We start from the raw sequence: 18,723 nt of genomic DNA on the forward strand, positions 1-18,723 counted from the left end.
CAGCTTGATCAAAAATGGTGCGGAATTTTAATCCGATCACAGTGGCTTTGTAAAGCACTTTGTCGATTATAGTCTGTACAATATTTGTTTGAAGAGCTTAGGCAGGGTAATATTGCGCTAATTTCCCATTTTAGACGAAAGCGTGCCGAGAAAATTATGCGCATTATTGGTATTGAAACCTCTTGTGATGAGACAGGAATTGCGATTTATGATGATGAGCAAGGCCTGCTTTCTCATCAATTATACAGTCAAGTTAAGCTGCACGCCGATTATGGTGGTGTGGTTCCTGAGTTGGCATCGCGTGACCACGTAAAAAAGACCATCCCACTGATTAAAGCGGCATTGGCTGAAGCGAATCTCACGTCAAAAGACATTGATGGTGTGGCTTACACTGCGGGACCTGGTTTAGTTGGTGCTCTACTGGTTGGTGCAACCATTGGTCGCAGTATCGCTTATGCTTGGGGTGTGCCAGCTGTACCTGTTCACCACATGGAAGGTCACCTTCTTGCTCCTATGTTAGAAGATAACCCGCCACCATTCCCATTTGTAGCTCTGCTAGTTTCTGGCGGACATACCATGATGGTAGAAGTGAAGGGCATCGGCGAGTATCGAATTCTTGGTGAATCGATTGATGATGCTGCAGGTGAAGCATTTGATAAAACCGCGAAGTTGATGGGCTTAGATTACCCAGGTGGTCCATTGCTGTCTCGTTTAGCAGAAAAAGGCACACCAGGTCGTTTTAAGTTCCCGCGTCCAATGACCGATCGCCCGGGACTCGATATGAGCTTTTCTGGTCTAAAGACATTTGCTGCGAACACCATTCGTGCGAATGACAACGACGATCAGACGCGTGCTGATATCGCTTACGCTTTCCAAGAGGCCGTTTGTGCGACCTTGGTAATTAAATGTAAGCGTGCCTTGGCGGAAACGGGCATGAAACGTATAGTGATTGCTGGTGGCGTAAGTGCCAACAAACAGCTACGTATTGAGCTTGAAGCGTTGGCGAAGAAAATTGGTGGTGAGGTTTATTACCCACGAACTGAGTTCTGTACTGATAACGGTGCGATGATTGCTTATGCGGGTATGCAACGCCTTAAAAATGGTGAAACGGCTGATTTGTCTGTTCATGCCACGCCGCGTTGGCCAATTGACCAACTAGAGCCAATTGCTTAACTAGTCGCAATCGTTCAACGAGAACCTGTTGATCAACAAAAGCTAAGCGCAGAATAAACCATAGCATTTCGATAAACGGTCGCCTTGAGCGGCCGTTTTTATATCCTAGCTTACCGACTATATGTCGATAAATAATTGCCGATAGAGATTAGGGAAGAAAATGAATAAGTTCACTGTAGATAACCAGTCGATGACGTACCTAGATGAAGGTCAAGGCCCTGTTGTTGTATTTGGCCACAGCTATCTTTGGGATAGTGCAATGTGGCAGCCACAGGTCGAGGCTCTAAAAGCTCAGTATCGCTGTATTGTTCCAGAGCTTTGGTCTCATGGTGAATCACAAGCCGCGCCGAACTCGATGCATAACCTGAAAGATTACGCTCAACACATTTTGGATCTCCTTGATCATTTAGAAATCGAAGAGTTTTCCGTTGTCGGCTTATCGGTGGGCGGTATGTGGGGAACAGAACTAGCGGAGTTAGCGCCTGCGCGAATCCAGTCTTTGGTGCTTATGGATACCTTTGTTGGTTTAGAGCCAGAAGTTGCCCATGCTAAATACTTCAGCATGTTAGACACCATTACTCAAACAAAAATGGTTCCTCAACCGATTGTTGAAGCCGTGGTTCCACTATTCTTCGCCAATGACGCTCACACAAACTCACCAGCTTTGGTTGAGAGCTTTACTCAGCATTTGTCTGAACTTCAGGGTGATACAGCGGAAGAAGTCGCGCGAATCGGTCGAATGGTATTTGGGCGTCGCGATATGATTGAAGTGGTAGAGAACTTTGCACTGCCAGTTTTGATTGCTGTAGGGCAAGAGGATAAGCCACGTCCGGCACTTGAATCATACCTAATGCATGATTGCATTACGGGCAGTGAGTTAGTGGTGATTCCAGGTGCTGGTCATATTAGCTCGCTTGAGCAACCAGAGTTTGTGAACACAATGCTGAAGACGTTTTTAGATAAACATCTGCTGTAAGTTCTTAAAGACTGAATAGTATTGATCGACTGAGATTTGTGTCGGTTTGAATTTATCTCGGTTTAAAAATAGTTCGGCTTAGACATGACAGTTTAAGCCGATTTTTTTTGTCCGAGTTTTGGCTCGCTGCCATCGAGAAGGCGGCGGATATTCTGATGGTGACGCAACACAATCAAGCAACACAGCATGGCCACTGGCAGCGTATATTGTGGTTTGACTAACCAAGCGTAGAAAGGCGCAAGTAAGACGGTGACCAGTGCCGCCAATGAAGAGTAGCGAAACAAAAACGCGACCACTAACCAAGTCGCCATGATCATGCCTGTTAAATCGAATCCAATTGGGGCGATGGCTCCGAGTGCGGTTGCGACGCCTTTACCACCTTTGAAGTGGAAGAAGATTGGATACATATGACCAAGACACGCCGCTATCGCGACAACACCTAAAATGATCGGGTCGATTTTGAGGTAGTAGCCAAGCCAGACTGGAATGGTACCTTTAAGCATGTCACACAAAAGGACGGCAGCAGCTGCGCCTTTACCGCCAACACGCAGAACATTGGTTGCTCCAGGGTTGTTAGAACCTACCGTTCGAGGATCAGGGAGTCTTAAAACTCGGCATATCAAGACCGCACTCGAGATTGAACCTAGTAAATAGGCAGCAATGATCATGATGAGAGCCAAAGGGGTCATGTCTGTCCTTAACGGTTATAAGCCTAACGATGGGAAAATAATGCTCAATCCCAGAGTAATTGATATCATATCCGGAATTACGCAAATAATACGTTTTTTTCCCCCATATGGGTATCCGACCTCTAAAAGGACAAGTCATGGCACTGGATAAAGTTTTCATTGAACAGCTAGAAGTAATTACAACGATCGGTGTTTACGATTGGGAACAAGAGATTAAACAAAAACTTGTGCTTGATATTGAAATGGCTCATGACAATCGCCCTGCGGGTAAAAGTGACGATGTGGTTGATGCCTTGGACTACTCGACGGTAAGTACTGCTGTGCTGGATCATATTGCTAATGGCCGATTTCTATTGGTTGAGCGTGTGGCAGAAGAAGTCGCTGAACTAATCATGACTCAGTTCTCAGTACCTTGGATCAAAATCCGTTTAGCTAAGCCTGGCGCAGTGCCTCAAGCAAAAGCTGTAGGCGTGATCATCGAAAGAGGTCAGGCATGACAATAGCCTATGTTGGTGTTGGCACGAACATAGACCGCGACAAGCATGCAAAGGTGGCATGGACAGAGCTTCAATCGTTAGGGACTAACCTTAAATGCTCTAAAATCTATCACTGTGAGCCTGTTGGGTTTAAAAGCCACTCGTTTTATAACTTTGTGATAGAGCTTGATACTCCGTTGTCATTGACGGAGTTTTCACAACAGTTACGTAAAATTGAGTTTAAATGGGGTCGCTCCCAAGATGCGCATAAACTTCAAGACCGTAAACTCGATCTTGATATTGTGCTGTTTGGTGAGGCGGTTTCTGCGAGTGATCCAGAATTACCACGTAGTGATATCTATAAATATCCTTTTGTAACACAACCACTTTATGATCTTTGTCCTGCGAGAGTGATCCCGCAAGACGGAAGAACCGTCGGTGATATATGGCAGAATATGCAGCAATTAGACTCGCTCTCTGTCGTAGACATAAAACTATAATTTTTAAGGTAAGTAATGAGTTATTTTGAAGCGTTTATATTGGCGTTGGTGCAAGGCTTTACTGAATTCCTGCCTATTTCCAGTTCGGCACACTTAATCCTTCCTTCTGCTGTTTTAGGCTGGGAAGATCAAGGTTTGGCTTTTGATGTCGCGGTCCATGTCGGTACTTTGGCTGCCGTGGTTATTTATTTCCGCAAAGAAGTGGTGTCTCTTTTGGGCGCTTTCTTTGGATCTATTTTTAAGGGCGATCGCAGCAAAGAAGCGAAGCTAGCGTGGATGATCATTCTCGCGACGATTCCTGCGTGTATCTTTGGTTTGTTGATGAAAGATATTGTTGAGATCTACTTACGCAGTGCGTGGGTGATTGCAACGACCACCATCATCTTTGGCCTATTGCTATGGTGGGTGGATAAGAACTCAAGCCTGCGTGATGACGAATACCAAGCGGGTTGGAAAAAGGCGTTGTTTATCGGTCTTGCTCAGGCAATGGCGATCATCCCTGGAACATCGCGTTCTGGTGCGACGATTACGGCCGCGCTTTATCTTGGTTTTACACGTGAAGCCGCTGCTCGATTCTCTTTCTTGATGTCTATCCCAATCATCACTCTAGCTGGTGGTTACTTAGGTCTTAAGTTGGTGACAAGCGGTGACCCAATCCATGTTGGCACTCTGCTAACGGGTGTTGCGGTGTCTTTCATCAGTGCTTATATCTGTATTCACTTCTTCTTGAAGCTTATCTCGCGTATGGGTATGACACCGTTTGTTATCTACCGCCTGATTTTAGGTTGTGGTCTGTTTGCTTTCTTAATGATGCAGTAATAAGTGCTTATGCAGCACCCTACAAGTTGAAATGAAAAACCCGCTTAGTCGCGGGTTTTTTAATGCGTATTTACTGGCGTAGTGAAGATTAACTGTTAGATAGTTCTGATAACGCGCTCTCAATCGCGACAGCTCTGCGTTTCTCTTGTTCTTCTCTAATATCTTTACCTTGAAAGCCATCTGAAATAATCGATTTCACTTCGACTTGAAGCGCTGCTTGGTAAGCCACTTCAAAACGCGCTTTCTGAGGGTAAGGCTGATCTTCTAATCCTTTACGGCCAGCATGATCGGCTTGGCAGCAAAGCAAGATGTCATTGAGCCTGTCTGGTTTACGCCAAACATCAAACTTGTTCAGAACCTTGAGGAAAGTTGTAGGTTTGAGTTCTCCTGCGCGATGGATATTAGAGTGTTGCTCACACACTAACAGCGCGAGGTCTCTGAATTCATTAGGCACTCTTACTCTTTCACACAGCTTCTTAATGATCTTCAAGCCAGTATGACAATGCATTTTGTGGCTTGGCCATTCGGCTTGTGGTGTGACGCCTTTACCCAAGTCATGCACTTGAGCTGCAAAACGTACTGGTAGCGATGAGCTTAATAGCGCAGCTTGCTGAGCAACCATCAGAGTGTGAATGCCAGTATCGATCTCTGGGTGCCATTTTTCAGGTTGAGGTACGCCAAATAGAGCGTCAATCTCAGGTAAAACAACCGCCAATGCGCCACATTCTCTTAAAACGGAAAGGAACACTTCAGGGTGCGGTGTACTAAGCGACTTATGCCACTCTTGCCAAACACGCTCAGCCGTGAGGTGTGCCAGTTCTCCAGATAGAACGATCTCACTCATCATCAGCATGGTTTCAGGTGCAATCGTAAAGTTGAGATGGTGAAGTTTAGCGGCGAAGCGAGCCACACGGAGCACACGAAGAGGATCTTCAACAAAAGCGTCCGAGACGTGTCTTAGAATACGGTTATCAAGATCTTGCTGCCCATGATAAGGATCGCAGAGCTCGCCTTTATCATCTTGAGCGATGGCGTTGATCGTGAGATCTCGACGCATCAGATCTTCTTCCAAACTCACGTCCGGAGCAAAATAACACTCGAAACCCGTGTAGCCCGAACCTGACTTTCTCTCGGTACGAGCCAGTGCGTGCTCTTCTTTGGTTTTTGGGTGTAAGAATACAGGGAAATCTTTCCCGACAGCAGTAAAGCCAAGGCTTTCCATTTCTTGAGGGGTACTTCCTACCACGACCCAATCTCTATCATAGCTATCAATATTGAGCAGCTTATCGCGTACCGCTCCACCGACTAGGTAGCGCTGTAACCCACGCTCTTTTGGTAGGCTATCGTATATTTGCAACTTATCACCTCGAAATGTTTTATCACTGCTGGACTTTACTGCGAGCAATGGTACTTTCCATTAATCGTAATTATAGGGCAGCACATGTATAAGGAATATTTTGGCTTCGTTGAGATGCCATTTTCGATTGTACCAAATTCTCGCTATTTGTTTTTGAGTCAGCGTCACCAAGAAGCGATGCAGAACCTACAAGCCGGTTTAGGCGAGGGTGGGGGCTTTGCGATGCTTACTGGTGAAGTGGGTACCGGAAAAACAACGGTCGCCAAAGCGATGTTGTCATCACTCGATAATCAGACTCAAGCTGGCCTTATACTTAACCCTACGTTTTCCAATACGGATTTACTGGAAGCTATTTGTGATGAGTTCGAGGTCGAGTACCCTGAACGAGCATCGCTGAAACAGCTCAGCCAAGCGATTCATTATTTCCTGTTGGATAGCCATGCTGAAGGTATTCAAACCTTACTGGTGATTGACGAGGCCCAACATCTCGCAGCCGATGTGTTGGAGCAGCTACGCCTTCTAACCAATCTAGAAACAGACAGTCGTAAGCTGTTAAAAGTGCTGTTGGTTGGTCAACCGGAATTGCAGCAGCATTTACAGACCACTCAGCTACGTCAGCTTGCACAGCGCATTACAGGTCGTTATCACTTACTGCCTCTTAATACTGAAGAGACTGGCAAGTACATCGCGTTTCGTTTGGAGACTGCAGGTGGCGAGCAAATGTTATTTTCGAATCGTGCTATCAAGCTGATCGCTCAATATACCCATGGTATTCCAAGGCTTATCAATTTGGTGTGTGATAAAGCACTGCAGTTAGCTTTTCATGATGGAGAGCAAACGCCATCGAATGAGACGGTTAACCGAGCTTGTCAGCAGATCATGGCCTTTCAGGCTGATGTGTATCATGTTGAAAAACAGCACGCAGTTACCGTCGCACCAAAACTACTCAAATATGCCGGTTTAGCGACGTTAAGCATTGGCTTAGCCTTTACTACTTTTAACTTTGCCCCGTCATACATTGAGTCATGGCTATCGACGAACACTTCAAACGAAGCTAAAACCGAAGTGCTGGCACATGCACAACGCTCATTGGTGGCAGATACGGCTAAGTTAGCGGCAGAGGCTAACTTAGCGGTAGAACCGAAGCCTTCAAAGTTTGCACTACCACAAGATATTCAACAGCATTTAATGCAAGGAACTAACCGTTCTCTTGCGATTAAAGATCTTTATACCTTATGGGGATATCAGTCTTCTTTGCGTGATGGTTTGTGTTTAAGTGAACCTCAAAGCGTGTTCGTGTGTGAGCAACAACAGGCCAACCTAACGGATTTATTGGAGCTTGGGGTACCTGTGGTTCTCAATCTTGAACTCGAACAAGAGTCGGTATTCGCTGTACTTTATGGAGAGTCTGACGACTCGGTTGAACTACTCATTAACGAGAAGTTGTTGGTGATGCCTAAGCGCTCGTTAGAGCAATTGTGGCAAGGCGATTATGTCGCTATTTGGAAACAACCACTGAGAGAAACCCTAAAAGAGGGTTATCAAGGCGAAGCCGTAACATTATTGGATTTACTGTTGTCTGAAGTGTTAGGTGAAGTCGTTTCAGGAAATGATGTGTTTGATAATGAATTAAAAATGAAAGTCGAAGCTTTTCAAACTTGGCAGGGTATGTCTGTGGACGGTATTGCGGGCAAACGTACATTGGCAAGATTGCAAAGGTTGGCTCAACTGGATTCACCTAAGTTGATGTCACTTGATGGAGGAGCTAGCTAATGTCACGCATTATGCAAGAGCTCAAACAATCCGAGCTTAGAGGCTACCAAAGCCATCACGTACCTAATTCTGCAGTGGCTATCAGTAAAAAGAGAGGGTCGTCGCTCGCGATGGGGCTTCTTCTGCTATTAGTTCCTTCTTTGTTGGTCGGTGGGGCGTTGGTTTATCAATCTTATACTTCCCCACCTCAAGTACTCAGCCAGTCTACTAAATCAATGCCTCCGAAGCCTGAGGATAAAATGATCGCTTCAAAGGCGACGGTAACGAATGAAACCGTGGCAGTCGCACAAGATGAGTCACCATTCTTGATTCGCACAGCACCGACAAATAACGAGTTAAAAGCACTGCCGCGTAAAGAAGTGTATGCACAAGTAAATATCAACGGCACTGCTGATATGGATAACTCGAACGCCATGCTTGCACTCGCTGATGTCTCTGAATCCAATTCAGAGTTAGGTTCAGAACCTAGTTTGGAGAGCTTTGAATCTTCACCGACACAATCAAATTCACGTGACAGCAGTAATGAGTTGCAATCAGATCGTGATTTACTGCAAGGACTTGATCTTACTGAGCTACCACCAGACTTAGCCTTGAAACTTGAGTCTATTATGGAAGATCAACAAAGTGCGCCTGAGCCAATGGATTCTAGACCGGCTACAAGCATGGAATCTCCAGTCATCGAGTTAGAATCTCATGGCAGTAGTTTGTTTGGGGTGCTACCAAAGTTAGATTTACAAACTCATATGTACTCGAGTAGTGAAACGAAACGTTGGGTCAAAGTGAATGGCCATGAAGTGGCGCAAGGAGATTGGATTGGACAAGACATCCAGTTGCTAGAGATCAAACCACAGTCGGTGATCATCGAGTTTAATCAGCAGAAGATAGAAATCCCGGCTCTATACGAGTGGAAAGGTTAGCGTAATAGGGATTCGCTTTTCCAGTCGTACCGGGTGGATATTTGAACGAGAAACCAAGACAAATAAAAAGGAGCACCTCGGTGCTCCTTTTTTGATATTCGATACTGAATTTACTCTATTTAGCGCAAGATAAGCCAAACAGGAAAAGCGGTCAGCTTACGACCAGCCGTTTGGTGACTTTCTGCGACGAGGCATGATGTGCGGAAGGATAAGGCCAAGAAGTAGACCAATACCAGCAACACCACCACCGTACATGAAGTACTTCAGTAGTAGATCATCTTTTTGTGTGTCTAGCTTAGCGCGTAGCTCACGGTTCTCTGTTTGAGAGCTCGTTAGCTGTTGGCTAATCTCGCTGTAGTTTTGCTCAAGTTCAGCAATTTGCTTGTTACGAGAGTCTAGAGAGCTCGCTAGGCCAGCTTTCTCGCTGTCTGCGCTTTGGCGTGCATTTGCAAGCTTGCCTTTTACGTCAGTCAGTTCTTTCTCTAGCTTTGGCATGCGCAGAGCCATGCTTTCTTGAGTGCTTACAAACTTACTTTCTACCCAGCCTTTACGGCCGCGGTTGTCTTGAACCTGGGTGTAACCCGTGCTCTTGTTAGTTTGTAGGTAAGTAATCTTTTCACCAGCATCAACACTACCGATGATACGGAATGTGTTGTTTGGGCCAGAATGCATATAAGTAAATAGTTTGTCAGCAATATAACGGTCTTGTGCAAAGGCAGCTGGAGCCGCAAGCATTGCGAGCAAAACTAAGCTAATCAGTTTTTTCACAGTAAATCCCTTAACGATTCAAATTGGGTAGGCGTATGAGTCAGCCTCAATGAGCAAATAATATTTAGTTTCTTTATGCGGTGCAACAAAGAAGGGAGGCAAAGCCTCCCTTTCTGTGCGTTTGAGTCAATAATGACATGGTATTTACATATCGTTACCGAAGCTCACCGTTTTCTGACGCTAATATTTACTAACGTCAGGGCTATTACATGGTGAACATAGCTTGAATTGCGTAGAAGAACACAACTGCAAGTAGTGCACCAGCAGGTAGCGTTACAATCCAAGAAGCAACGATGTTACGCACAACGCCTAGGTTTAGAGCTGCGATACCACGAGCGAAACCTACACCTAATACCGCACCAACCAATGTTTGTGTGGTTGAGATTGGAAGGCCAGTACCTGAAGCAAGAACAACTGTACATGCAGTTGCAAGCTGAGCTGCGAAACCACGGCTAGGTGTTAGTTCTGTAATACCAGTACCCACAGTCGCCATTACTTTATGACCCATGGTAGCAAGACCAACAACGATACCAATACCACCTAGTGGAAGAATCCACCATGCGATAGTGCTCTTACCTGAGATTTCACCCATGTGCTCAACCGTTGAAACAACAGCAGACAGTGGACCAATCGCGTTAGCTACGTCGTTTGAACCGTGTGCGAATGCCATTGCACAAGCTGTGATAACCATAAGTACGCTGAAGATACCTTCAACGCCAGCAAAGCCATGGTCTTCTTCGCGGTTAGCAAATTTCTTCTGAATGTATAAGTAACCGCCAATCATGACGAGAGCAGAAACACCTGCTGCCCATAACCATGCTTCAGTGCCGGTTAGGTGAAGGCCAACGTGCTTAAGACCTTTTTTGATAGTTACAAGTGCAATGACCATGGTCGTAATGAACATGTACACAGGCACAAAACGCTTAGCGTTAAACAACGGATTTTCTGTATCGAATATCAGTCGTTGGGCACTTACAAAAATGAGATAGGCGAAGATGCCGGAAATCAACGGTGTGACAATCCAACTACCCACAATACCTTGAACGCTGTTCCAGTCTACTGCTTCTGTACCTACAGACACACAAGCGAAACCGATGATTGCACCGATGATTGAGTGAGTCGTTGATACTGGCCAGCCCATGTATGATGCTAGAAGCAACCATGTACCAGCAGCCAGTAGCGCTGACATCATGCCGTACACAAGTACATCAGGTTGATGAGCGAATAGAGACGTTTCGATAACACCTTTACGGATCGTGTCTGTTACTTCGCCGCCCGCAAGGTAAGCACCTGCGAATTCAAAGATCATTGCGATAATGATCGCTTGTTTAACGGTTAGAGCTTTAGAGCCTACTGAAGTGCCCATTGCATTCGCAACGTCATTTGCACCAATACCAATAGCCATCAAGAAACCGAAAGCTGCTGCAACAATAATCAGGACAGTGCCGTAGTTAGCAAGGATATCCATCGTAATACCTAGTTGTTTGATAACAAGCGGAACAAATTTAGACGCAAAAAACCGCTCAGCGAGAGGAATACTCAGCGCATAAGTGGTTTGGTTAAAAAGTGCTCTTCGTTATATGGTTAACGTATGATTTAAGATCGAGAAAGCATTACTTCAAGACGAGCGCCAACACGCTGTGCTTGATCTGCAATACCACCAACCCATTCAAGAATCTTGTACAAGAACATGATGTCAACTGGATTCAGACCTTCTTCTATCGCCATCAATTGTTGGCGTAGTTCGATCTGCATCGCGTCCGTGTCATCTTCAATTACATCTAATTGATGAATCATTTCAGCAACGAGTGTTACTTCACGGCCTTTAAAGCCCGTTTCAAGCAATTCGTCTAATTCATTGATTACGTTTTGTGCTTGGTTCGCTGCATCTAGACAACGTTTAACGTAAGCGATGAAGTTCTGTTGCATTGGAGCAGGAATGACAAGTTGACGACCATATACACGGCCAGCAATGTCTTTCGCTAGGTTTGCTAGTTTGTCTTGTTGAGTTAAAAGCTCCAACATATCGGTGCGATCAACTGGCATAAACAAACCGCGAGGAAGTTTAAGGCGAATTTCACGTTTTAGTACGTCAGCTTCTTTCTCAAGGTGAGAAATCTGAGCTCGAATTTCAGAAGCTTTCTCCCAGTCACCTTTTGAAGAAACTTCAAAGAAATTAACTAGGTGAGAACAACATTCGTTCACGCATACTACGTGACGCTGCAAAGGTTTAATTGGGGACTTTGCAAATAACCCCATAATTGTATTTACTGGCATGGTCATCCAACCTAATAAATAATAACCTTAAAACAACATACACCATATTCATGGTGAAATGTTAAGCGATGGCTACAAAGTCGCGCATGTTAACCTAATCAATGTCTCATTAAAACTGTTTTAGATCATCATAAGGGCGATATTTCTGACTTGCTGACTTTTCAAATTGGCAATATCCTGTCCCTATCTTCACAGAAAGGTATAACTATGGAAACCGAGATAGAACTGAAGTTTTTTGTTTCTCCTGATTTTTCAGAGACTTTACGCAATAAAATTGCTGAAACTAAAGTACTTCAGCACAGTTGTCGTGAGCTAGGTAACATCTACTTTGACACCCCTGACAACTGGCTACGCAAGCACGATACAGGCTTGCGCATTCGACGTTTTGATGACGTGTTTGTACAAACCGTTAAGACCGCAGGTCGTGTGGTTGCTGGCCTGCATCAAAGACCAGAATACAACGCAGAACACGACAGCAATGAGCCTAAGTTATCCTTACATCCTGAGGATATTTGGCCAGCAGGTAAGGACATTGAAACCTTACAAGCAGAGCTGACGCCTTTGTTCTCTACCAACTTCACTCGTGAACAGTGGCTGGTGGGTATGCCTGATGGTAGCCAAGTCGAAGTGGCATTTGACCAAGGTTTTGTCGAATCTGGCGGCCTACAAGAACCCATTTGCGAAGTCGAATTAGAACTTAAATCAGGTCAAACCGATGCTCTGTTTACTTTGTCTCGTCAATTTTGCGAGCAAGGCGGCATGCGCTTAGGCAACCTTAGCAAAGCGGCTAAGGGCTATCGTCTTGCTCAAGGTTATCAAGGAGATGAAGTTGCTCCTTTGACATTAGTTGATACTGGCAAAACGGATACCGTTGAATCGTGTTTCATTCAATCTTTAGAGCATGCTCTCGCTCATTGGCACTATCACGAGCAGATCTTCACCGAGCGCCAATCAATTGAAGCGCTACATGAGATCAGTCACTCGCTGAGTTTTATCCGTCAAACCTTCACTATTTATGGTGGCATCGTGCCAAGACGCGCGAGTGCTATTTTACGTCAGGAACTAAAGTGGCTTGAGCAAGAGCTCGATTGGCTGAAAAGCTATGACCACTTCGAAGATTTACTGGAAGATAAAGGCCACGTGCTGCGTAAACTTGATGCGCGCAAGTTCTTAGTGGCTGAACTGAAAGAGATGCAAGAACAACTTCCTGATCGTGAAGACCTGCTTACCTTGTTGAGCTCTGCTCGTTATACCGGTTTGTTGCTAGACCTAAGCCGTTGGATCTTGTCTCGTGGTTGGCAGCCATTCTTAGATGAGAAAGCGCGTGAGCAAATGGGTCGTGGTATCGAATGGTTTTCGGTGCAGCAACTCGATCGTACATGGGCAGACTTGATGGAAGCTTTCCCACCAGAGCGAGTTATGACCAGCCAAGCGTACATTGATCAACAATACCGTTTGATGCGCAATCTATATTCTGGTGTCGGTTTCGCGAGTTTGTATGACGACGATGAGCGCAACAGCTTCCGCTTGCCATGGGCCGATATGGTGCAAGGCATTGATGACTTGCTGGCACTTAAAACATTAGAGCCTTTGACTGAAAAGTTGGAAGGTGATGAGAAGGTTCAGCTAGAGCGTTGGTTGGCTCGTCAAGAGGTGTCTATCCTGCATGCTATGGAGCAGACGCGCCAAATCAGTGTCGAAGTTGAGCCATACTGGCAAGACTAGACTCACTGCCGGTATCAAGATAAGTATGAATTTTTAAATAGGGCCTCGGCCCTATTTTTTTGTTTGTTGCTCGAGCTTCTTTAGTCGTTCGAGGATTTTCTGTTGCTGCTCTATGATCTTTTCAAGATGCTTCTCTTTGTTTTCAGCCCGTTGGTTCTCATGATGAGTGGGAGAGGTGATTAAAGAAGTAATCAAGCCTGAAATCATACCAAACACACCCACGCCGCAAATAATCACCAAAGACGCCACTAATTTTCCTGAACTCGTTACTGGATAATGATCGCCATACCCCACAGTACTGATGGTAACGAAAGCCCACCATAAAGCATCTTGGCCAGTGGTAATGTTGGCATTAGGATCTTTGTGTTCTAACAGAAGTATTGTTCCTGCACCTATGGTTAAGAGAATAACCAGCAGCAGAATGATTGAAGCGAGAGTGGTCTCTTTTCGATTGCGAAATAGCTCTCTGAAAACACGTTTACCTGAGCGCAGAACGAGAATTACACGCAGGATCTGAAAAATGCGAGCGAAACGAAGCGGCTCGACCATCGGGATGCTTGCTAAGAAATCGATCCAGTGTACTTTTAGGTATTCTTTCTTGTTTTGTGATCTGAATAGATCAATTGTGAGCTGAAAAAGAAAAACACTACAGATTATAAAATCGAGGCCGATAAGGACTTGTTTCGATTCTTTATCAATCGGTGCAAACAATAAGCCTGAGATCACAAATAACGCTAAGAAAGAGAGAATCAGTGATAATAAGCTCATCGGCTTGGTTGTGTCTTTGATACTATTTAACATTCATACGAGGCTCAAAATAAATCGCGAACTTTGACTGAAATAGCCATCTCGCGGATATAGAAGCCATCAATATATAAGAGTTAATGGAGAACTGACAATGACTAAACTGTCATTCAAGCCGTGGGAAAGGGTAATCTCTGACGTTCGTCTCGTTCCAAAAATGGTCATGCTGATGATATTCAGCACTATCTTGATCATTTCGAAGCAGCTATGGGACGCGAGCACGTTTTACGATTCATTGCTTGCAGTAACGAACAATGCTCAAGTTGCACAGCAGCATTACGAGACTTATCTAGTTCAAGTGGCTTGGCAAACAGCCTTGATGATCATTGTGTTTGTGGTTCTTCTATTAGCCGCGGCGCGCGTTATGTTGCGCCAAACTCAATACCTAAATGATGCAATCAAAACCATGGCAGATAAGAACCTGTCAGTGCCAATTCATATGGATTGTAAAGATGAATACGGCGATGTGGCTCGTGAACTTGAGAAAACACGAGTTCAGCTGCACGACATGGTTAAAGCTCAAATCGCGTCTTCTGATGAGCTGTTTGCTCTGACGGAAGTGATGACAATCAGCATGTCAGAAACCAAAGACTCGGCTCAAGAAGAGTTCAATGAGATCGATCAGTTAGCGACAGCTATGAGCGAGATGACTTCGACTGTACAAACTGTAGCTGAGCATGCACAAAGTGCTTCTTCATTGACTGAACAAGCATCAGGCCAAGCGTTGACGGGTCAGAAGTTCGTTCAGGGTTCAGTCTCTAAGATGAGTGAACTTTCTTCAGACATCGCAGCCTCTGCTGCAGCGGTAAACCAAGTCGAAGAGCGTGTTGACTCAATTGGTAGCGTTGTTGGCACTATCCAAGGCATTTCAGAACAAACCAACTTACTGGCATTAAACGCAGCGATTGAAGCGGCGCGTGCGGGTGAAGCGGGTCGCGGTTTTGCTGTGGTTGCTGATGAGGTTCGTAACCTTGCACAGCGTACCCAACAAGCGACAGTAGAAATTCAGGACATGATCAGCCACCTACAAAGCAGTGCCAATTCTGCGGTAGAGCTGATGGAAAAGAGTGTTGTGGAAGCGGCTGAAGGTGTGGATCTGGTGACTAACGCCGGCTCTGAACTTGACGGTATCGTAAGCCAAGTAAACCAAATCAATGACATGAATTTCCAGATCGCAACAGCTGCGGGTCAACAGAGCAGTGTGGCTGAAGAGATGAGCGTCAACCTGACCAATGTTCGTGAGCTTGTGGAAGCGTCTGTTGTGGTAGTCGGCGAACTTCTTGAGACTTCTCAGCTTATGGAAAGTAACGCACAAGAACTCGACGGTAAGATTAAGCAGTTTAAGGTTTAATCCTTAGCGTTTGGTCTTTATCCGTAAAGCTTATTCTCAGAGGCTTTTCTCAGATATAAGCTCGACCAGATAAGTTAATCGATAAAACGCCCACATTGCTAATGTGGGCGTTTTTTATTGGCGTAATTTAGTATAACTTACCTTTAGTTATGAAAACTCGTTATTGAAGAACTGAGCCGATAAACCGATTGTTCAGCGCACAGCTTACACAAGGAAGAAACATGCCATTGCCTCCTCAACTCGTCACTCATTCGCAGTCTGCTTTTGAGCATTTACTAGAACACCAAAGTGAAGCTATTAATGCGTGGCCGGAACCACTTGTTGACGATCTTAAGTATGTATTAGGTTTGAGTGGTTTCATTGGTGAATGCCTGCAGCGCGATTCGGTTTTAGCGAGCGCTTTACCAGACATGCTTAAGTGCGATGAACGTGCTCAAGGGTATCGCGAGCGATTAGCAGAGCTTCTTTCTGGTTGTGCTGATGAAATGAGTGGCCAACGAGTGTTGCGCCAATTCCGCAACCGAGAAATGACCTATATTGCTTGGCGTGACTTTATGGGCTCTTGGCAACTAGAACAAAGCTTAAGCCATTTATCGATGTTGGCAGAGGCGATGATCTTCGAGACCTACCAATGGCAATATGACATTTGCTGTAAAGAGTGGGGCACTCCTTGCAATGAACAAGGTGAAGCGCAGCCGATGCTGATTATTGGCATGGGCAAGCTAGGTGGCGGTGAGCTCAATTTTTCTTCTGATATCGACCTGATTTTTACCTATCCTGAAAATGGCGAGACGCAAGGCGCTAGACGCAGTATTGCAAACGCGCAGTTTTTCACTCGCCTAGGGCAACGCATTATTAAGGCGCTCGATCAGCAAACCTTTGATGGGTTCTGTTATCGCGTCGACATGCGCCTGCGTCCATTCGGTGAGAGCGGCCCATTGGTGATGAGCTATGCTGCGCTGGAAGACTATTACCAAGAGCAAGGTCGTGACTGGGAGCGCTACGCGATGGTTAAGGCGCGAGTCATGGGCTGTGAAATGTATCCTCAGTACCAAGAACTTCGTCAGATGCTACGCCCATTTGTGTTTCGTCGTTATATCGACTTCAGTGCCATTCAATCGTTAAGACGCATGAAGTCGATGATTGGCAGCGAGGTTCGTCGTCGTGGCTTATCGAACAACATCAAACTGGGTTCTGGTGGCATCCGCGAAGTGGAGTTTATTGCTCAAGTCTTTCAGCTGATTAGAGGCGGCCGTGAGCCAAGCCTTCGTGGACGAGGTCTACTTGAAACGCTAAGTGCGATTGAAGCTCTCAGTTTACTAGAAGCCAAAGAGGTGGGTCACTTACGTAATGCCTATCTGTTTTTACGCCGACTTGAAAATTTGTTGCAAGCGATGGGCGATAAGCAGACCCAGACCCTGCCTGACAACGAGCAAGAGCAATTACAGCTAGCGATAGCGATGCAATTTGCTGATTGGGATGGTTTGATTGACGCAACCTGTGCGCATATGGCGAATGTACACACCGTATTTGAAGACTTGATTGGGGTCGAAGAAGAAGACGCCAATCCAATTGCGAGTCACTTTAGTGAGTTGTGGGATATGGCTCATAAGCCGGATGTGATTGAGCATGTATTAGAACATGACATAGCGGTAGCTAGCCCACCTCAAGCGGCTAAAACGATCATTCAGTTCAAAGCTGACCTCGCAAAGAAAACACTTGGCCCTCGTGGACGCGAAGTTCTCAACCGTTTGATGCCTAAAGTATTCCAAGCCTTGTATACCGCCAAAGATGCCGAGTTTGGTTTATCTCGAGTGTTGCATCTGCTGCAAAAGATCGTCACTCGAACCACGTATCTAGAGTTGCTCGATGAACATCCTGCAGCTTTGACTCAGCTCGTTCGTTTATGTACTGCGAGCCCGATGATCTCGGAGCAGCTTGGTCGTTATCCTATTCTTTTAGATGAACTTATCGACCCTCAGCAACTCTATAACCCTGTGCCATTAGAGTCGTACAAAACAGAATTGCGTGATTATCTTGCTCGTATTCCTGAAGACGATATGGAGCAGCAGATGGAAGGTCTGCGTCAGTTTAAGCAGACTTGTATTCTGAGAATTGCTGCTGCGGATATTGCGGGCGCTTTACCTGTCATGAAGGTCAGTGATCACCTTACCTATTTAGCGGAAGCGATTGTTGAGGCAGGTGTTAACCAAGCGTGGCTACAAGTGTCAGCTAAGTTCGGTGAGCCCACTCATGTGAAAGACCGAGAAGGGCGCGGTTTTGCGGTTGTCGGCTATGGCAAGGTCGGTGGTTGGGAGCTCGGTTATAACTCAGACCTTGATATTGTCTTCATGCACGACTGTCCGGTACACATCTATACTGATGGTAAGAAAGAGATTGATGGACGCCAGTTTTACCTAAGATTGGCACAGCGCATCATCCATATTTTCTCAACAAGAACCGCTTCCGGAATTTTGTATGAGGTTGATACACGTTTACGCCCTTCGGGTGCATCGGGCCTTTTGGTAAGTCCTACAGATGCGTTTGATGAGTATCAGCACCAAGACGCTTGGACATGGGAGCATCAAGCTCTGACTCGCGCTCGTATGATTTATGGCGATGAGCTACTGGCGTCTGCGTTTAACAAAACGCGCCATGAGGTATTGTGCTTACCGCGTGATGAGACGACGCTTAAAAAGTCTGTTGTGGATATGCGTGAGAAGATGCGTGGGCATTTAGGTGGAAAAAAAGCTGACCGATTTATGCTTAAACAGGATGCGGGTGGTATTACTGATATCGAGTTCTTAGCTCAATACTTAGTGTTGAGATACAGCAACGAAAAACCTAAGCTCACCCGTTGGTGTGACAATGTGCGAATCTTTGAAAGCTTGTTGTCGCAAGGGATTATGGATGAGCAACAAGGCGTTGTATTAACCAATGCGTATACGACGCTGCGTGATGAAATTCATCACCGAAACTTACTCAATCTAGATGCAGACGTGGCGATTGATAAGTTTGAAATAGAAAGACAACATGTTGTTCAAGCATGGAAGCAATGGATGGAAGTTTAACCCTAGTTATTGCTTGCATGACACCGTGTCTATTTCGGTAAGCGTTT

At 45.4% G+C, this 18,723-nt stretch carries 16 protein-coding genes; 10 read left to right on the forward strand and 6 right to left on the reverse strand.

The genetic code is table 11. The annotated features are described in order from the left end of the window. Positions 1-156: 156 nt before the first annotated feature. Both tsaD and QUF19_RS02060 read left to right on the forward strand, forming a co-directional pair. On the forward strand, positions 157-1,173 hold the full coding sequence (tsaD, locus tag QUF19_RS02055) for a tRNA (adenosine(37)-N6)-threonylcarbamoyltransferase complex transferase subunit TsaD (protein ID WP_010434613.1): 1,017 nt from the start codon (positions 157-159) through the stop codon (positions 1,171-1,173). 160 nt (positions 1,174-1,333) lie between these two features. Further along, complete coding sequence (locus QUF19_RS02060) at positions 1,334-2,149, forward strand: alpha/beta fold hydrolase (protein ID WP_286295546.1); 816 nt, start codon at positions 1,334-1,336, stop codon at positions 2,147-2,149. A gap of 92 nt (positions 2,150-2,241) precedes the next feature. On the opposite strand, the gene plsY is transcribed toward QUF19_RS02060, so the two are convergent. Beyond that, positions 2,242-2,838 (reverse strand): glycerol-3-phosphate 1-O-acyltransferase PlsY, encoded by a 597-nt coding sequence (gene plsY, locus QUF19_RS02065; RefSeq protein ID WP_009847793.1) that lies wholly within the window; start codon positions 2,836-2,838, stop codon positions 2,242-2,244. A 137-nt stretch (positions 2,839-2,975) separates the two neighbouring features. Here plsY and folB point away from each other — a divergent pair, with 137 nt between their 5' ends. From folB to QUF19_RS02080, 3 genes are read left to right on the forward strand one after another with little or no spacing between them, the layout of a single operon-like run. Further along, the gene (gene folB, locus QUF19_RS02070) at positions 2,976-3,335 is read left to right on the forward strand and encodes a dihydroneopterin aldolase (RefSeq protein WP_004735969.1); all 360 of its coding nucleotides are present in this window, start codon (positions 2,976-2,978) and stop codon (positions 3,333-3,335) included. Further along, complete coding sequence (gene folK / locus QUF19_RS02075; protein WP_286295547.1) at positions 3,332-3,814, forward strand: 2-amino-4-hydroxy-6-hydroxymethyldihydropteridine diphosphokinase; 483 nt, start codon at positions 3,332-3,334, stop codon at positions 3,812-3,814. The genes folB and folK overlap by 4 nt, the downstream gene beginning before the upstream one ends. Positions 3,815-3,829: 15 nt before the next feature. Further along, entirely contained in the window at positions 3,830-4,633 is an 804-nt protein-coding gene (locus tag QUF19_RS02080) for an undecaprenyl-diphosphate phosphatase (protein WP_286295548.1), read from the forward strand. A gap of 88 nt (positions 4,634-4,721) precedes the next feature. On the opposite strand, the gene QUF19_RS02085 is transcribed toward QUF19_RS02080, so the two are convergent. Beyond that, positions 4,722-6,038: a multifunctional CCA addition/repair protein gene (locus QUF19_RS02085; RefSeq protein WP_286295549.1), complete on the reverse strand. Its 1,317-nt coding sequence runs from the start codon at positions 6,036-6,038 to the stop codon at positions 4,722-4,724. 36 nt (positions 6,039-6,074) lie between these two features. On the opposite strand from QUF19_RS02085, the gene QUF19_RS02090 reads away from it, so the two are divergent. Then, on the forward strand, positions 6,075-7,763 hold the full coding sequence (locus tag QUF19_RS02090; RefSeq protein WP_286295550.1) for an ExeA family protein: 1,689 nt from the start codon (positions 6,075-6,077) through the stop codon (positions 7,761-7,763). Then, a complete protein-coding gene (locus QUF19_RS02095; RefSeq protein ID WP_286295551.1) occupies positions 7,763-8,680 on the forward strand; it encodes a general secretion pathway protein GspB in 918 nt (305 codons plus the stop codon). The genes QUF19_RS02090 and QUF19_RS02095 overlap by 1 nt, the downstream gene beginning before the upstream one ends. 156 nt (positions 8,681-8,836) lie before the next feature. Here the strand turns inward: QUF19_RS02095 and QUF19_RS02100 are convergent, their stop codons facing one another. From QUF19_RS02100 to QUF19_RS02110, 3 genes are all read right to left on the reverse strand, one after another. After that, positions 8,837-9,448, reverse strand: a complete 612-nt coding sequence (locus QUF19_RS02100; RefSeq protein ID WP_017080238.1) for a TIGR04211 family SH3 domain-containing protein — start codon at positions 9,446-9,448, stop codon at positions 8,837-8,839. Between the two features lie 205 nt (positions 9,449-9,653). After that, positions 9,654-10,916, reverse strand: a complete 1,263-nt coding sequence (locus tag QUF19_RS02105) for an inorganic phosphate transporter (RefSeq protein WP_017080239.1) — start codon at positions 10,914-10,916, stop codon at positions 9,654-9,656. A 128-nt stretch (positions 10,917-11,044) separates the two neighbouring features. Further along, the gene (locus QUF19_RS02110) at positions 11,045-11,725 is read right to left on the reverse strand and encodes a TIGR00153 family protein (protein WP_192889926.1); all 681 of its coding nucleotides are present in this window, start codon (positions 11,723-11,725) and stop codon (positions 11,045-11,047) included. Positions 11,726-11,932: 207 nt separating this feature from the next. On the opposite strand from QUF19_RS02110, the gene QUF19_RS02115 reads away from it, so the two are divergent. Continuing rightward, entirely contained in the window at positions 11,933-13,450 is a 1,518-nt protein-coding gene (locus QUF19_RS02115; RefSeq protein ID WP_286295552.1) for a CYTH and CHAD domain-containing protein, read from the forward strand. A 51-nt stretch (positions 13,451-13,501) separates the two neighbouring features. On the opposite strand, the gene QUF19_RS02120 is transcribed toward QUF19_RS02115, so the two are convergent. Beyond that, positions 13,502-14,251 (reverse strand): potassium channel family protein, encoded by a 750-nt coding sequence (locus tag QUF19_RS02120; RefSeq protein ID WP_286295553.1) that lies wholly within the window; start codon positions 14,249-14,251, stop codon positions 13,502-13,504. A 97-nt stretch (positions 14,252-14,348) separates the two neighbouring features. Between QUF19_RS02120 and QUF19_RS02125 the strand changes: the two genes are divergently transcribed. Together QUF19_RS02125 and glnE are read left to right on the forward strand one after the other, a co-directional pair. Next, a complete protein-coding gene (locus QUF19_RS02125; RefSeq protein ID WP_102327053.1) occupies positions 14,349-15,605 on the forward strand; it encodes a methyl-accepting chemotaxis protein in 1,257 nt (418 codons plus the stop codon). Between the two features lie 221 nt (positions 15,606-15,826). Beyond that, positions 15,827-18,676, forward strand: coding sequence for a bifunctional [glutamate--ammonia ligase]-adenylyl-L-tyrosine phosphorylase/[glutamate--ammonia-ligase] adenylyltransferase (gene glnE / locus QUF19_RS02130; RefSeq protein WP_286295554.1), 2,850 nt, complete (start codon positions 15,827-15,829; stop codon positions 18,674-18,676). The last annotated feature ends 47 nt before the right edge of the window (positions 18,677-18,723 follow it).

The sequence above is a fragment of the Vibrio sp. FE10 genome (genome assembly GCF_030297155.1).
GTDB lineage: Bacteria > Pseudomonadota > Gammaproteobacteria > Enterobacterales > Vibrionaceae > Vibrio > Vibrio apostichopi.

Excerpts from the sequence above, each read along its gene's own strand:
- QUF19_RS02120 (WP_286295553.1), bottom strand. The coding sequence starts at position 14,251 with ATGTTAAATAGTATCAAAGACACAACCAAGCCGATGAGCTTATTATCA.
- QUF19_RS02090 (WP_286295550.1), top strand. The coding sequence starts at position 6,075 with ATGTATAAGGAATATTTTGGCTTCGTTGAGATGCCATTTTCGATTGTA.
- QUF19_RS02080 (WP_286295548.1), top strand. The coding sequence starts at position 3,830 with ATGAGTTATTTTGAAGCGTTTATATTGGCGTTGGTGCAAGGCTTTACT.
- folB (WP_004735969.1), top strand. The coding sequence starts at position 2,976 with ATGGCACTGGATAAAGTTTTCATTGAACAGCTAGAAGTAATTACAACG.
- QUF19_RS02110 (WP_192889926.1), bottom strand. The coding sequence starts at position 11,725 with ATGCCAGTAAATACAATTATGGGGTTATTTGCAAAGTCCCCAATTAAA.
- tsaD (WP_010434613.1), top strand. The coding sequence starts at position 157 with ATGCGCATTATTGGTATTGAAACCTCTTGTGATGAGACAGGAATTGCG.
- glnE (WP_286295554.1), top strand. The coding sequence starts at position 15,827 with ATGCCATTGCCTCCTCAACTCGTCACTCATTCGCAGTCTGCTTTTGAG.
- QUF19_RS02060 (WP_286295546.1), top strand. The coding sequence starts at position 1,334 with ATGAATAAGTTCACTGTAGATAACCAGTCGATGACGTACCTAGATGAA.
- QUF19_RS02095 (WP_286295551.1), top strand. The coding sequence starts at position 7,763 with ATGTCACGCATTATGCAAGAGCTCAAACAATCCGAGCTTAGAGGCTAC.
- QUF19_RS02115 (WP_286295552.1), top strand. The coding sequence starts at position 11,933 with ATGGAAACCGAGATAGAACTGAAGTTTTTTGTTTCTCCTGATTTTTCA.
- plsY (WP_009847793.1), bottom strand. The coding sequence starts at position 2,838 with ATGACCCCTTTGGCTCTCATCATGATCATTGCTGCCTATTTACTAGGT.
- QUF19_RS02125 (WP_102327053.1), top strand. The coding sequence starts at position 14,349 with ATGACTAAACTGTCATTCAAGCCGTGGGAAAGGGTAATCTCTGACGTT.
- folK (WP_286295547.1), top strand. The coding sequence starts at position 3,332 with ATGACAATAGCCTATGTTGGTGTTGGCACGAACATAGACCGCGACAAG.
- QUF19_RS02105 (WP_017080239.1), bottom strand. The coding sequence starts at position 10,916 with ATGGATATCCTTGCTAACTACGGCACTGTCCTGATTATTGTTGCAGCA.